At 72.3% G+C, this 13,931-nt stretch carries 9 protein-coding genes and 1 pseudogene; 4 read left to right on the forward strand and 6 right to left on the reverse strand.

What is annotated here, in order from left to right; translation table 11 throughout:
* Nucleotides 1–80: 80 nt before the first annotated feature.
* The 4 genes from I2W78_RS35210 to I2W78_RS35225 all read right to left on the reverse strand — a co-directional run bounded on the left by I2W78_RS35210 (nucleotide 81) and on the right by I2W78_RS35225 (nucleotide 5,824).
* Nucleotides 81–1,670, reverse strand: coding sequence for an aspartate aminotransferase family protein (locus I2W78_RS35210; protein WP_196464830.1), 1,590 nt, complete (start codon nucleotides 1,668–1,670; stop codon nucleotides 81–83).
* A 166-nt stretch (nucleotides 1,671–1,836) separates the two neighbouring features.
* Nucleotides 1,837–4,041 (reverse strand): BTAD domain-containing putative transcriptional regulator, encoded by a 2,205-nt coding sequence (locus I2W78_RS35215; protein WP_230885693.1) that lies wholly within the window; start codon nucleotides 4,039–4,041, stop codon nucleotides 1,837–1,839.
* A gap of 210 nt (nucleotides 4,042–4,251) precedes the next feature.
* Complete coding sequence (locus tag I2W78_RS35220) at nucleotides 4,252–5,046, reverse strand: thioesterase II family protein (RefSeq protein WP_196464283.1); 795 nt, start codon at nucleotides 5,044–5,046, stop codon at nucleotides 4,252–4,254.
* A gap of 100 nt (nucleotides 5,047–5,146) precedes the next feature.
* A complete protein-coding gene (locus I2W78_RS35225; RefSeq protein WP_196464284.1) occupies nucleotides 5,147–5,824 on the reverse strand; it encodes a ScbR family autoregulator-binding transcription factor in 678 nt (225 codons plus the stop codon).
* A gap of 312 nt (nucleotides 5,825–6,136) precedes the next feature.
* Here I2W78_RS35225 and I2W78_RS35230 point away from each other — a divergent pair, with 312 nt between their 5' ends.
* Both I2W78_RS35230 and I2W78_RS35235 read left to right on the forward strand, forming a co-directional pair.
* Complete coding sequence (locus I2W78_RS35230) at nucleotides 6,137–7,300, forward strand: exonuclease SbcCD subunit D (protein WP_196464285.1); 1,164 nt, start codon at nucleotides 6,137–6,139, stop codon at nucleotides 7,298–7,300.
* Nucleotides 7,297–10,287, forward strand: a complete 2,991-nt coding sequence (locus I2W78_RS35235; protein WP_196464286.1) for an AAA family ATPase — start codon at nucleotides 7,297–7,299, stop codon at nucleotides 10,285–10,287. Before I2W78_RS35230 ends, I2W78_RS35235 begins: the two co-directional genes overlap by 4 nt.
* Here the strand turns inward: I2W78_RS35235 and I2W78_RS35240 are convergent.
* Nucleotides 10,281–10,727: an Lrp/AsnC family transcriptional regulator gene (locus I2W78_RS35240; protein WP_196464287.1), complete on the reverse strand. Its 447-nt coding sequence runs from the start codon at nucleotides 10,725–10,727 to the stop codon at nucleotides 10,281–10,283. The genes I2W78_RS35235 and I2W78_RS35240 overlap by 7 nt on opposite strands.
* Before the next feature lie 93 nt (nucleotides 10,728–10,820).
* Here I2W78_RS35240 and I2W78_RS35245 point away from each other — a divergent pair, with 93 nt between their 5' ends.
* On the forward strand, nucleotides 10,821–11,300 hold the full coding sequence (locus I2W78_RS35245; protein ID WP_196464288.1) for a rhodanese-like domain-containing protein: 480 nt from the start codon (nucleotides 10,821–10,823) through the stop codon (nucleotides 11,298–11,300).
* A 67-nt stretch (nucleotides 11,301–11,367) separates the two neighbouring features.
* Complete coding sequence (locus tag I2W78_RS35250) at nucleotides 11,368–12,201, forward strand: SDR family oxidoreductase (RefSeq protein WP_196464289.1); 834 nt, start codon at nucleotides 11,368–11,370, stop codon at nucleotides 12,199–12,201.
* A 17-nt stretch (nucleotides 12,202–12,218) separates the two neighbouring features.
* Here I2W78_RS35250 and I2W78_RS35255 read toward each other — a convergent pair.
* Nucleotides 12,219–13,909: pseudogene (locus tag I2W78_RS35255) on the reverse strand (DUF885 domain-containing protein).
* Nucleotides 13,910–13,931: the final 22 nt, after the last annotated feature.

A 13,931-nucleotide genomic window follows, 5' to 3' on the forward strand; every position in this document is an offset into this window, starting at 1 on the left:
GAAGCAATGGGAATTCGGTACGGGAAGACGAGAAACACGCAGTCGTCCGGTCCGCAGGGTGCGGACCGGACGACGGAGGCTCAGGCGGGAATGGCCAGCCGGTGTGAGGCGCGCTCTCGCAGAATGGCGCACACGTCCGTCAGAGCCCGCTCCAGGAGGTCGATCTCCCCGTCCGTCAGCAGCAGGGAGGGTTCGAAGCGCAGGGTGTTCACGGCGCTCGCGGTGGGGAAAGTCCGGATCCGGTGACCGTGCAGGAGGTGCCCGGCGATCACGTAACCGAACATGTGGGACTGGGCGGCATTCCGGAACACCTGGTCCTCGGAGTCCGACTGGTCGTGGAACTCCAAACCGAGCATCAGCCCGCGGCCCCGCACCTCTTTGACGACATCGGGAAATTCCGAACGCACCCTGTCGAGCATGGCTCGCAGGGCGGCACCGCGCTCGGCGGCCTGACGGTAGGCCCGCCCGCCGTCCGCCTCCAGCAGTTCCAGCACCTTGAGCGCGATGTGGCAGGAGAAGCTGTCCTTGGCGAAGGTCGAGCTGTGCACGAGCTCGAAGTCCTCGCGATACACGTCCTCGCGCACCAGCATCACCGACATCTTCGCGATGCCACCGCCCAGGGACTTGGCGAGCACGTAGTAGTCGCCGCGCAGCCCGATGGCCGAGCTGGCCAGCAACGCGCCCGTGCGGCCCGTACCGCTCTGGATCTCGTCGACCACCACGGGACAGCCCGATGCCCGGCTGAACTCCTGGATCGCACGGGCGAACTCGGTGGTCAGCACATGAATCCCGCCCTCGCCCTGAATCGGCTCCAGCAGAAAGGCGCAGAAAGGATGGTGGTCTTCGTCCACGAGGCGCACCCGGCCGTCCTCGAGCGCGAGCCGCAGCAGAACACCCCGCTCCTCCTCCAGCAGGCGCCACAGGACATCCGGACGGTCCCTGGGCAGGAACCTGGTCCGCGTGCCGAGCGCGGTAAAGGGGTTCCGATAGGCCTCGTTGTGCGTCAGCTGCACACTGCCCACCAATTTGCCGTGGAAGCCCGCCTCCAGCGCCACGAACACCGGCGCCTTACCGGCTTCCGCCGCGTTCCGGCGGGTGATCTCGGTGATGACGAGTTCCAGGCCTTCCTCGTCCGAGCCCGCGCGGGACAGTGCCAGACGTGCGTAGACCTCGTCCGGCACGGTCGCCAGGCCCTGCTTCACCGCGGCGCGGACGCTCTCGGCGCCCGCCTCGATCTCCGCCAGCACCTTCGACAGCCGCATCACACGGTCCATCTCGGCGTGCTTGACCGCCGCCTCGACGGCCTCCGCCCCGCTGTTCGCGAAGGTCGCGTAGTAGGGCTCGTCGGTGCCGAGTTCGCGTTGGATGATCCGGTTCAGTTCGGCGGCCAGCTGGTTGGCGTACGGATGGGAGGAGAACTGCGCGTGCACGGCTGTCCCCTCGTCCAGGAGCTCACGCGCGCACGCCACGATCTCGGGGTGGTTGTGTCCGAAGATCAGCGACCCGTAACCGCCCGCGTAGTCGAGCACCGGTATTTCGCCGCCGTCCTCGCCCCGGCGATAGATGATGTTCCCGTCCGCCCGGGTGTATTCGACATCCAGGCCGGCCGTCGAAAGCAGCCGGCGCAGATTGGGCTCGGCGAGCTCGGCCGTGGTGGTCTGAGTATTCATCCCGCTCCTAGTCACCCCGCCATCCTGTTCCGGCCTGTTCCAGCTGTCGGTCATGGCGAAGTAACTCAGCGGAACGGTGGAGTGCGTGGCTGCCCGATTACCCGGATGTGGAAAGGGCGACGGCCGGGCCGAGCCGGGAAGCCGCCGCCCGGCTCGGCCCTGTCGACTATCCGCGGAGGCTGTGCGACGGGACGTCGCGTGCGGATGACAACAGGAGTTCGACCAGGCGCTCGTGGGCCGTCTCCGAGCCCTCCAGCGTGACGGTGGTGACATGGCTCTTGCCCCCCGACCAGCCAGGGCGCCGCAGCAGGAGTTCCGGTCCGGCGGTCGCGACCACGAACAGCGGCACGAGCCTCGTCGACCCGGCGAGCTCCTCGACGGCGTCGAGCACGTTCTCCTCGGCTCGGTGCAGATCGTCGATGCACAGGACGACCGGTCGGCGCCGCGCCGCCTCCTGGAAGAATTCCCGCCACGCCTCCAGCGCCTCGCCCTGCGGCGTGGCATCACCGCCCATGCCGGTGCCCGGCAGCGCGAAGACGTCGACCAGCGTGCCGAGCCGGGACAGCACCCACGCCGCCCGTTGTCCGGACGGGAACAACGACTGCACCTCGCGGGCCATCGCGGCGTGCGCCTCCGCGGGCCCGGCGCCGATGCCGACACCGCAGTACGCGGCGAGGATCTCGGCGTGGGCCTTGAGGGGACTGTCGTCGGGAGCCGCCGGGGTACGGCCGGTCAGGAGGACGGCGCCGGCGGGCTGCTCGGCGAGCCAGCCGCCGAAGCGCTCGACCAGCCTGGTCCTCCCGGTCCCGGAATCGCCGAGCACGGTGACCAGATGGGGCACCGAACGATGCCAGGTGCGCTTGGCCAGTCCCCGCAGCACGTCGAGTTCGTAGGCGGGCTCGGAGGCCTCCGCGTCCCGGCCGCCGTGCCCCTGGTGGACTTCGAGCACCTGCCATCCGCGGAACGAGGCGCCTCCGCCGCGGTAGGACACGGCATGCTCGGTGGCCCGGCGTACGTCGTCGCTGACGCGCACCTCTCCCGGCGGTACGTCACGCAGCAGCGCCTGCGACTCGTCGAGCACCGTGCCGACCACCGTCGCCGCGGCAGCCTGCGTGTGGTGGCGCAGCAGTATCTCGCCCATCGTGACCGAGGCGTGGACGGTGAGGTGCGCCGCCCCCGCCTCGGCGCACTCACCGATGACGTCCCGGATGGCCAGTGCGGCCAGTACCGCCCGGTGCGCGTCGTCGTCGCCGGCGCCCTGCAGGCCGAACAGCGCCAGGGTGACCGACCCGATGGAGGCGGTGACCGTGCCGCCGAACCGCTCGATCTCCTCCCTGACCACCAGCGTGGTCCCGTCCAGGAGTTCATCGACGTCGTGTTGGTGACGTCGGTCCGGGGAGGGGGCTAGCCGGGTGCGGATCGACAGGACGCCGACCCGGTGCCGCGCGGCGTCGGCCGCCCGCTGTTCGGCCTCCGGGGCGTCGGCGCGCTGCGGCGTCTCCGGCTGTGCGCCGGTGCCGCCGACCTCGTCCGAGCGGGTCGGCGCGGACAACCGAATGTTCTCCCGGGCGTGGTCCCCGGCGGTCGGTACGCCGGTCCCCGGCCTGCCCGGCGTGAGCGCGGGGTCCTGGGTCAGGATCGCCTGCTGAAGGCTTTGCAGTCCATGGCCCGGTTCCAGCCCCAGGTCCTCCACCAGCACCGACCGCACCCGGCCGTAGAGGCTGAGCGCGTCGGCCTGCCGGCCGCAGCGGTACAGGGCCAGCATCAGCTGACCGCACGACCGCTCCCTGAGCGGCTCGGCCTGCACCATCATCTGCAGCTCCGTGAGCACCGCGTGATGCCGTCCGCAGGCCAGCTGCGCGTCGAAGTAGTCCTCCATCACGTCGAGCCGGGTGTTCTGCAGAGCGACCAGGTCGGGCCATTCGATGCCGGCTTCCACGAGGTCGGCCAGAGCCGGTCCGCGCCACAGGTTGAGGGCGTCCCGCAGCAGCGTCGCCGCCGCCTCCGGCGCACCCTGTGCCTGCCTGGCCCGCCCGTGGCTGACCCAGGTGTGGAACCGGTGCAGATCCAGCTGCTCGGGGTCGACGCGCAGCACGTAGCCGGGCGGCTGGGTCAGCAGCATCGTGCCGCCCTGCGGGGCGTCGGCGCCCGGCGGCTCGGAGCGCCGGGAGGAGAGCAGTCCCCGCAGGCCGTACACGGCGTTCTGCAGGATCTTGCGAGCGGTGGCGGGGGCGTCGTCGATGCCCCACAGCGCGTTCAGCAGCTGGCTGGTCGCCACGACCTTGTTGGCATGCAGCAGCAGGTAGCCGAGTGTGGCGCGCTGCTTGATCCCGCCCAGTATGAGCGGGGTGTCGTCGTCAAGGATTTCCATCGGCCCCAGCACACGGAACTGCATCGATCCCCCAGTCGCTCTCCGTACTACGGCCGGCCCCGGCGCCGCGTGAGCGACGTTCCCATGGCGCCTTCCGTACCGGCCCAGAACCAGCCACCATCGTGCAACCCGGTGGTCCAAGCGCACACAAACCTCGAACAAGACATCGGTACCTCAGGCAACCGGGCACGGCGGACGCAGTGATAGGTGTCAGTGTCCGAGGTCTGCGCCGAGCGCAGCCTGGTCACGCGCGCCGAGGCCGAACGCCGAGACGACGGCCTCGGCCACTTGGGGCAGGTGCTGGTCGAGGAAGAAGTGACCGCCTGCGAACACCAGCGTTCGGGTCGAGGCCGTGGTGAAGTGGGACCACGCCTCCGCCTGGGCGACGTCGACCACGGGGTCGCTGTCGCCGACCAGTACGGTGACGGGCACGGTCAGTTGCGGCCCCGGCGTCCACACGTAGGAGCCGAGCGCCGCGTAGTCCGCGCGGAGCGCCGGCATGGCCAGCTCCCTGAGTTCCGGGTCGTCCAGCACCGCCCCCGCCGAGCTGCCCAGCCGGCGTACGGCCCGCAGGATCTCCTCGTCCGTCGCCAGCCGGTCGTGGGGATGGGGTACCGGGCCGGGCGCACCCCGTCCGGAGAGGATCAGCGCTACAGGCCCGGCGGAGCGATGGTCGGCGAGCCTGCGGGCGACCTCGTAGGCGAGGACGGCTCCCATGCTGTGGCCGAAGAGGGCGTACGGCCCTGTCGCCGTCCGTCGCACCTGCTCGGTGAGCGCGTCGGCGAGGCGTGTCAGGTCCTCGACGGGCCGTTCGCGCCGCCGGTCCTGGCGTCCTGGGTACTGGGCCGCCAGTACGTCGAGGGTCGGACCGAGTGCGCGGGCCAGCGGCAGGTAGGCACTGGCCGCACCACCGGCGTGCGGAAAGCAGATCAACTGCGGCGCATCGTCGGCGGCGCGCTGCTCAGCGGCCGACGGGGCGAACCTGCGAAGCCACTCGCTGCCCACGCGGGATCTCCTTGTCGTCGTTCCTCACCGATGTGGTGCCTCGGCACCATGGTGTGGGCCGACGTTCAAAGGACGCACAAAAGGCGCACAACCATGGCGGTCATGCCGCGCCGCAGGTCTCGTCCATCTCCCACGAATCGCAGGCGGAGTCGGTGGGCCAGGCCGCGGCGGCGGTCCCGTCAGGACCCGGCTGGTCCGCCCCGGCATGGGACAGCTGGGGCAGGACCAGCCGCCAGAAGGCCGTGACGGTTCCGGTGGAACACCATCTGGCGTCCCTGCGGGCCAGCACCTGGAGCCCGGCCACGACCGCGGTGATGGCGGACACGGTGTCCTCGATCTCGACGTCCGCGGCCAGGCTGCCCCGGTCGCGAGCGACGGTGAGCATCAGCTGGACCCAGTCGTGCCACTGCTCCCACAGGTTCAGACCGCATTCCCAGGCCCCGTCACTGCCCAGACAGAACCCGGCCCGCAGTACCGGGTCGTCCAGGAACTGCCGGGCCAGCGCCTGGGAGGTCTCGACGACCAGCTGCAGCGGAGCGGGGTGGCGCAGCGGCACGGGCCCGGTGATGTGCAACAACGTCTGAGCGGCGGCTTGTTCGACGGCCTCTCCCAGTGCCCGCTTGTTCGGGAAGTGGAAGTGCAAGGCACCGTTGCTCACGCCTGCACGGGAACTGATCGAGGCGATCGAGGCTTCCGCGAACCCCGCGCTCTCGAAGACTTCCGCGGCGGCGCGGATCAGTTCCTGACGGGTGCGCTGAGCACGGTACTGCTGGGCCATGTGGCGCTCCGATCGGGGACGTTGAGCGACAAGTCATGCGTCCGCCAAGATGCCACAGGCGCCTGTGAGAGCGCTCATATCAGGAGTTCGATTGGTGTCGAGTTGACTGGATGTTGACCGTCCCTATGCCGCCGGTGAGACAACCCGTCGGGGTGTGGTGAATTGTTGTCCTTTGCCGGGATTGGTCCAAGGCCAGTGATGGCTCAGGGGATGACAGGCGTTAGCGTGGTGGGCGTTGACGACGAGCCTGTGCTGGTTCGTGCCGGTTCTTAGTGGCGTGGTAGGGGTAAACGTGCGGGTCAGAGCGATCTCATGAGGTTGCTGCACACTTCCGACTGGCACCTCGGCCGGGCGTTCCACCGGGTGAGCATGCTTGGCGCCCAGGCCGAGTTCATCGGCCACCTCGTCACAACCGTGCGCGAGCGCGACATCGACGCGGTGGTCGTGTCGGGAGACGTCTACGACCGGGCAGTGCCGCCGCTGGCCGCGGTGGAGCTGTTCGACGACGCCCTGCACCGGCTCGCCGACCTCGGGGTGCCGACGGTGATGATCTCCGGGAACCACGACTCGGCCCGCCGTCTCGGGGTCGGCGCCGGGCTGATCGGGCGGGCGGGCATCCATCTGCGCACCGAGCCGTCGGCGTGCGGCACACCGGTGGTGCTTCAGGACGGGTTCGGCGAGGTGGCTTTCTACGGGCTGCCGTATCTCGAACCCGCCCTGGTGAAGGACGAGTTCGGCGTGGAGAAGGCCGGTCACGAGACGGTGCTCGCCGCCGCCATGGAGCGGGTCCGGGCCGACCTCGCCGCACGCGCGCGTGGCACGCGGTCCGTCGTCCTCGCGCACGCCTTCGTCACCGGCGGCGAGGCCAGCGACAGCGAGCGGGACATCACCGTCGGCGGGGTGGCGGCGGTGCCGTCCGGCGTCTTCGACGGGGTGGACTACGTGGCGCTGGGGCATCTGCACGGCTGCCAGACCATCACCGAACGCGTGCGCTACTCCGGTTCCCCGCTGGCGTACTCCTTCTCGGAGGCCGAGCACCGCAAGAGCATGTGGCTCGTCGACCTCGACGCCGGGGGAGCCGTCACCGCCGAGCGGCTCTACTGCCCGGTGCCGCGTCCCCTGGCCCGGATCCGGGGGCCGCTGGAGGAACTGCTCGCCGATCCGTCCCTCGACCGGCACGAGGAGGCGTGGGTCGAGGCGACCCTCACCGACCCGGTCCGCCCGGCCGACCCCATGGCCCGCCTCACCGAGCGCTTCCCGCACACCCTCAGCCTCGCCTTCGCCCCCGAGCGCGCCGCCGACGAGCCCGGGACGTCGTACGCCGGCCGCCTCGCGGACCGCAGCGACCAGCAGATCGCCGAGGACTTCGTGGCGCACGTGCGCGGGGCGGGGCCCGACGAGCACGAACAGGCGGTGTTGCGGGACGCGTTCGACGCCGTGCGCGCGGACCGGACCCTGCGGGAGGTGGCCCGGTGAGGCTGCACCGGCTCGACATCACCGCCTTCGGCCCCTTCGGCGGCTCCCAGAGCGTCGACTTCGACGCACTGTCCACGGCGGGACTCTTCCTGCTGCACGGACCGACCGGCGCGGGCAAGACCTCCGTCCTCGACGCCGTGTGCTACGCCCTGTACGGCTCCGTACCGGGCGCCCGGCAGAACGGCCAGGGCACCGCCCTGCGCAGCGACCACGCCGCGCCCGGCACGCGCACCTCCGTGACGCTCGAACTCACCGTCGCCGGACGCCGGTTGGAGATCACGCGGCAGCCGCCCTGGGAGCGCCCCAAGAAGCGCGGCACGGGCACCACGCTGGACAAGGCGCAGACATGGCTGCGCGAGTACGACGCCGGCTCCTGGAAGGACCTCAGCCGCTCCCACCAGGAGATCGGCGAGGAGATCACCCAGCTGCTCGGCATGAGCCGTGAGCAGTTCTGCCAGGTGGTCCTGCTGCCGCAGGGCGACTTCGCCCGGTTCCTGCGCGCCGACGCCGAGGCCCGCGGCCGGCTGCTGGGCCGTCTCTTCGACACCCACCGGTTCGCGGAGGTCGAGCAGCGGCTCGCGGAGCGCCGGCGTGCCACCGAGGCGGGCGTGCGCGACGGCGACGCGGAGCTGCTGGCCGACGCCCACCGCATGCAGCAGGCGTCGGGCGAGGCGATGGAGCTGCCCGAGCTGGCGCCCGGTGACCCGGGACTGGCCGAGGCCGTGCTGAGCGCCGCCGCCGTCGCACGGAGCACCGCGCGGGAACAGCTGACGGTCGCCCGGTGCGGGCTCGCCGCCGCCGAGTCCGCCCAGGCGGCTGCCGACCGTGCCCTCGACGACGTACGCGAAGTGGCGCGTCTGCAACGCAGGTTCGCGGACGCGCGGGAGCGGGCCCGGCAGCTGGAGGAGCGGGGCGACGCCCACCGGACGGACCGACAGCGCCTGGAGCGGGCCCGGAAGGCGGAGGCGGTCGCGCCCGCGCTGGAGCTGCGGGAGTCGGCCGACGCCGAGCACCGTGCGGCGGCTGCGGCGGAGACACGCGCGCGTGCGGCGCTGCCGGAGAGCTTCGCCGAGGCGGGCGCGGCCGGGCTCGCGGCCGCCGCGCGCCGGACCGCCGAGGAGCTGGGCGGGCTCGACGCCGCCCGCCGGGCCGAGCGGCGGCTGGCCGACGTCCGCGCCGAGCGCGCCGACCTGGACCGGCAGGAGCGCGCCGACGAGGACGTGCGGCACGAGGCCGAACTCTGGCTCGCCGGGTGGGAAGCGACCCGCACCGGCCTCCAGGACCGTGTCGACGCCGCTCAGGAGGCCGCCTACCGGGCCGAGCAACTGGCCGTGCGCCGCGAGCCGGTGCAGCAGCGGCTCGGCGCCGCCCGGATACGCGACCAGCTGGCCGGGGACACCGAGGCGGCCCACAAGCAGGCCCTCGCCTCGGGCGACCGGGCGCTCAAGGCGCGTGCGCACTGGCTCGACCTGAAGGAACAGCGTCTCAACGGCATCGCCGCCGAACTGGCCGCCAATCTCCAGGACGGCGAACCCTGCGCGGTCTGCGGCGCCACCGAACACCCCGCCCCGGCACGGAGGGTCGCCGGGCACGTCGACCGGGAGGCCGAGGAGCGGGCACTCGCCGCCTACCAGCGCTCGGAGGATGCACACGCCGAGGACGAGCGGCGCCTGGGCGTCGTACGAGAGGCGCTGGCCGCCGCGACCGCCGAGGCGGGCGACACGCCGACCGGCCAACTCGTCGAAGAAGCCGAGGAGTTGGAGCGGCTGCACGCGCAGGCTCGGCAGGAGGCGTCCCGGCTGCATGCCGCGCGCGAAGAGCTGCGCCGGGCCGAACAGGAGCACGAGCGCAGGACCGCCGCGCGCCGGGAGGCCGAGCTGAGGGCGGCGTCCCGGCTGGCCCGCCGGGAGGCCCTGGAACGGGAGAGGACGTCCCTGGAGGGGGAGTTGGCGCAGGCGCGGGGCTCCTCCGGGAGCGTGGCCGCGCGCGCCGCCGAACTCGAGGGCCGGGCCGCCCGGCTCACCGAGGCGGCCGAGGCCGTCCGGCACGCCGAGGACACCGCCCAGCGTCTCAAGGACGCCGACGCCCGCCTCGCCGACGCCGCCTTCCGCGCCGGTTTCGACACCCCGCAGGTCGCGGCCGCCGCCCTGCTGGACGCCGCCACCCACCGCGAGCTGCAACGACGGCTCGACGCCCGGCAGGCCGAGGAGGCCGCCGTACGGGCCGTCCTCGCCGAGGCCGAGACCGCGGCCGCCGCCCAGCAGCCGCCCGCCGACCTCGCCGCGGCCGAGGCGGCCGCCGCCGCGGCGGGCCGGCGGGTGCGCGACGCCGCCTCCGCGTGCGATGCCGCCGCCCGCCGCTGCGCCGAACTCGACCGGCTGTCCGCCCGGGCCGCCGCCGGGGTACGACGGCTGGGGCCGCTGCGCGAGGAGTACGACCGGGTGGCCCGGCTGGCCGGGCTCGCGGCCGGCACCTCCGCCGAGAACGAACGCCGGATGCGCCTGGAGTCGTACGTCCTCGCGGCCCGCCTGGAGCAGGTGGCGGCCGCCGCGACCGTACGGCTGCAACGGATGTCGTCCGGCCGCTACACGCTCGTCCACTCCGACGACCGGTCGGGGCGCGGGCGCAGTGGCCTCGGGCTGCATGTCGTCGACGCCTGGACCGGGCGGGAGCGGGACACGTCGACGCTGTCGGGCGGCGAGACGTTCTTCGCCTCGCTCGCCCTCGCCCTCGGCCTCGCGGACGTCGTCACGGACGAGGCGGGCGGGGTGCGGCTGGACACCCTCTTCATCGACGAGGGATTCGGCAGCCTCGACGACCAGACGCTGGACGAGGTGCTGGACGTGCTCGACTCACTGCGCGAGCGGGACCGCAGTGTCGGCATCGTGAGTCATGTGGCCGACCTGCGGCGGCGGATTCACGCGCAGCTGGAGGTGGTGAAGGGGAGGTCGGGGTCGGCGCTGCGGCAGCGCGACGTCGGTCATTGACCCAGGGGGCGCCTGGGCAGGGGAGAGGAGTACACGACGCTCGTCGTCACCGAGCCCAGCGCGCCGATCCTGCCCGACACCTCCTCCAGGTGACGCATCGAGCGGGCGGCGACCTTGATGACGAAGCAGTCGTCGCCCGTCACGTGGTGCGCCTCAAGGATCTCGGGCGTCGCGGCGACGAGGTCGTGGAACGGCTTGTAGTTGCCGGTCGGATAGCGCAGCCGGACGAACGCCAGGATCGGCAGCCCCAGCCGCTCGGGGTCCACGACGGCGGCGTAACCCTGGATGACGCCCGCCTCCTCCAGCCGCCGCACCCGCTCGGTGACCGCGCTCGCGGACATGGAGACGGCCCGCGCCAGCTCGGCGAAGCTGGCCCGGCCCTCCCGCTGGAGGACGTCGAGGATGCGCCAGTCGGTGGCGTCCGGGGAAAACGCGGTCATCCCGGATGGATAGCAGGGCAAGCCCCGGCTGATCAAGGGGAACGCCGGGGATTGTTCCTTCAGTGAGTTGATCAACGGCCGTAGTTTTCTGCCATGACCTCGAACACCACCGTCAACCCCGTCCTGCGCGTCGCCCCGGCCACCCCCGACGAGGCCGCCGCCTACTTCCGCGCGAGCCTCGCCTTCCACGCCGACGTCTCCGACGTGGCCGCCGCACTCGCGGCGGGCGGCGATCCCGGGTTCGTCGTCGTGGACTCCCGCTCGACCGAATCCTGGGACCAGGGCCACATCCCCGGCGCGATCCACCTCCCCACCGCGCTCATCCCCGAGCAGGCCGAGCACCTCCTCGACAAGTCCGTGCCGGTGGTGACGTACTGCTGGGGACCCGGCTGCAACGGCGCCACCCGGGCCGCGCTCGCCCTCGCCGAACTCGGCTATCAGGTCAAGGAGATGCTCGGCGGCTTCGAGTACTGGGCGCGCGAGGGCTTCGAGTACGAGACCTGGCAGGGGCGTGAGCGGCGGGCCGCCGATCCGCTGACGGCGCCGGTGGACGCGGAGGACTGCGGGTGCTGAGGGCCCGTCCCTCGGTGGTGTGAAAACCGCGTGCGTCCCGCCCCCTCGTCGCCCATCATGATCGACCATGCCTCACCTGCCGCATCCCTCCCCCGAAGACCTCCGCCGCGACCCCCTGCCCCTGCGCGGCCGTACGGCCCTGGTCACCGGGGCCAGCAGGCGCGGTGGCATCGGCCATGCCGTGGCCCGGCGGCTCGCCGCGTACGGCGCGAGCGTCTATCTGCACCACCATGTGCCGCACGACGCCGCCATGCCCTGGGGCGCCGACCGGATCGAGGACGTGGTCGCCTCCGTGCGGGCGGCCGCCGGTGACCCGGAGGCGCTGGTCGTCGCCGGTCCCGGCGATCTCGCCGATCCGGCCGCGCCCGCCGAGCTGATCGCCACGGCCACGGCGGCGCTCGGCGGACGGCTGGACATCCTCGTCGCCAATCACGCCCTCAGCGGATCCGACGGGCCGCTCGACGCGATCGACGCCGCCATGCTCGACACGCACTGGGCGGTCGACACCCGGTCGGTGCTGCTTCTGATCCAGGCCTACGCCCGGCAGCCGAACCGACCCCGGGCAGGGCGCGTGGTGATGATGACGTCGGGGCAGGACATCGCGGGCGGAATGCCCGGCGAGATCGCCTACGCCCTCCAGAAGGGCGCGCTCGCCTCGATCACGCGTTCGCTGGCGACGACGCTCGCCGAGCAGGGGGTCACGGTGAACACCGTCAACCCGGGGCCCGTCGACACGGACTACATGATCGGCGAGGACTACGCGGCCGTCGCCGCGCGTTTCCCCGCCGGACGGTGGGGCATGCCCGACGACCCGGCCCGCCTCATCGCCTGGCTCGCGACGGACGAGGCGGACTGGGTCACCGGTCAGGTGATCAACTCCGAGGGCGGTTTCCGGCGTTGATCGTCAGGGGGTGACCGTCAGAGGCGCGACAGCTCGTCCACCAGGTCGTCCAGGCCCAGGGAGCCCTGGGAGAGGGCGGCCATGTGCCAGGCCTTGAGGTCGAAGGCGTCGCCGTGCCGCTCGCGGGCGTTCTCGCGGCCCAGCAGCCAGGCGCGTTCGCCCAGCTTGTAGCCGATCGCCTGGCCGGGGATCGTGAGGTAGCGGGTCAGCTCGCTCTCCACGTAGTCGGCCGGGCGGCTGCTGTGCGCGCCGAAGAACTCCTGCGCCAGCTCGGGGGTCCAGCGCTCACCCGGGTGGAAGGGAGAGTCCGCCGGGATCTCCAGCTCCAGGTGCATACCGATGTCGACGATGACCCGGGCCGCCCGCATCATCTGCGCGTCGAGGTAGCCCAGCCGCTGCTCCGGGTCGGTGAGGAAGCCGAGCTCGTCCATCAGACGCTCCGCGTACAGCGCCCAGCCCTCGGCGTTGGCGCTGACGCCGCCGACGGTGGCCTGGTAGCGGGAGAGGTTGCCGGCCACGTGCGTCCACTGCGCGAGCTGGAGGTGATGGCCGGGGACGCCCTCGTGGTACCAGGTCGACACCAGGTCGTAGACCGGGAACCGCGTCTGGCCCATCGTCGGCAGCCACGTGCGGCCCGGGCGGGAGAAGTCCTCCGACGGGGGCGTGTAGTAGGGCGCGGCGGCGCTGCCGGGCGGGGCGATACACGACTCCACCCTCCGTACCCGCTCGGCGAGTTCGAAGTGCGTGCCGTCCAGCGCGTCCATCGCCTGATCCATCAGGCCCTGCAGCCACTGCCGGACCTCGTCGACGCCCTCGATGTGCTTGCCGTGCTCGTCGAGGTGGGCGAGCGCCACCCACGGCGTCTCGGCGCCCGGCAGGATCTTCTCGGCCTCCTGCTTCATCTCGCCGAGGATGCGGTGGAACTCCGCCCAGCCGTACGCGTACGCCTCGTCCAGGTCGAGGTCGGTGCCGTTGTAGTAGCGCGACCAGCGGGCGTACCGCTCCCGGCCCACGGTGTTCGGCGCGCCCTCGACCGTCGGCGCGTACACCTCACGCATCCAGTCCCGCAGCTCCACCACGGCCGCGGTCGCGCCACGGGCGGCCTCGTCCAGCTCCGCGCGCAGCGACTCGGGACCGGCCGAGGCGAAGTCCTCGAACCAGCCGCGCCCACTGCCGTCGGTGTCCGCCCACTCGCCGAGCTGGTCGATGAGCGTCGCCGTCGGGCGCGGGCCCGCGTACAGCTTGCGCTCCAGACCCAGCGCGAGGGACTCGCGGTAGCCCGCCAGCGCGGCCGGTACCGCGCGCAGCCGCTCCGCGATCGCGGCCCAGTCCTCCGCCGTCTCCGCCGGCGTCACGGTGAACACCTCGCGCATCGGGTGCACGATCGTGCCCAGGTTGCCGACCGAGCGAAGCCCCTCGTCGGCCTCGTGGACGGCGAGTTCGGCGGTGAGCCGTTCGCGCAGCAGGCGCGCGCACCGGCGCTCGATGTCACTGTCCGCGCCGGGCGCGCGCTCGGCCTCGTCGAGCTTCGCGAGGGTCGCCCGCGCCAGCTCGGCGAGCGCCTCCTGGCCGCGGGCGAGATGTCGGGCAGGCGGCTCGAACTCTCCTTCACGCCGAGATAGGTACCGGTGACCGGGTCGAGGGCGATGAGCTCGTCGACGTAGGCGTCGGCGACCTCTCGGGGCAGCGGGCTCTTGGTCTGTGACATGTGGACCATCCTCGTACGAGGG

Source organism: Streptomyces spinoverrucosus (assembly GCF_015712165.1).
GTDB classification, from domain to species: Bacteria; Actinomycetota; Actinomycetes; order Streptomycetales; family Streptomycetaceae; genus Streptomyces; species Streptomyces spinoverrucosus_A.

Bases quoted from the DNA above. Each gene is read 5' to 3' on its own strand.
- I2W78_RS35210 (WP_196464830.1), bottom strand. From the start codon at position 1,670: ATGAATACTCAGACCACCACGGCCGAGCTCGCCGAGCCCAATCTGCGC.
- I2W78_RS35240 (WP_196464287.1), bottom strand. From the start codon at position 10,727: ATGACCGCGTTTTCCCCGGACGCCACCGACTGGCGCATCCTCGACGTC.
- I2W78_RS35250 (WP_196464289.1), top strand. From the start codon at position 11,368: ATGCCTCACCTGCCGCATCCCTCCCCCGAAGACCTCCGCCGCGACCCC.
- I2W78_RS35245 (WP_196464288.1), top strand. From the start codon at position 10,821: ATGACCTCGAACACCACCGTCAACCCCGTCCTGCGCGTCGCCCCGGCC.
- I2W78_RS35215 (WP_230885693.1), bottom strand. From the start codon at position 4,041: ATGGAAATCCTTGACGACGACACCCCGCTCATACTGGGCGGGATCAAG.
- I2W78_RS35225 (WP_196464284.1), bottom strand. From the start codon at position 5,824: ATGGCCCAGCAGTACCGTGCTCAGCGCACCCGTCAGGAACTGATCCGC.
- I2W78_RS35230 (WP_196464285.1), top strand. From the start codon at position 6,137: ATGAGGTTGCTGCACACTTCCGACTGGCACCTCGGCCGGGCGTTCCAC.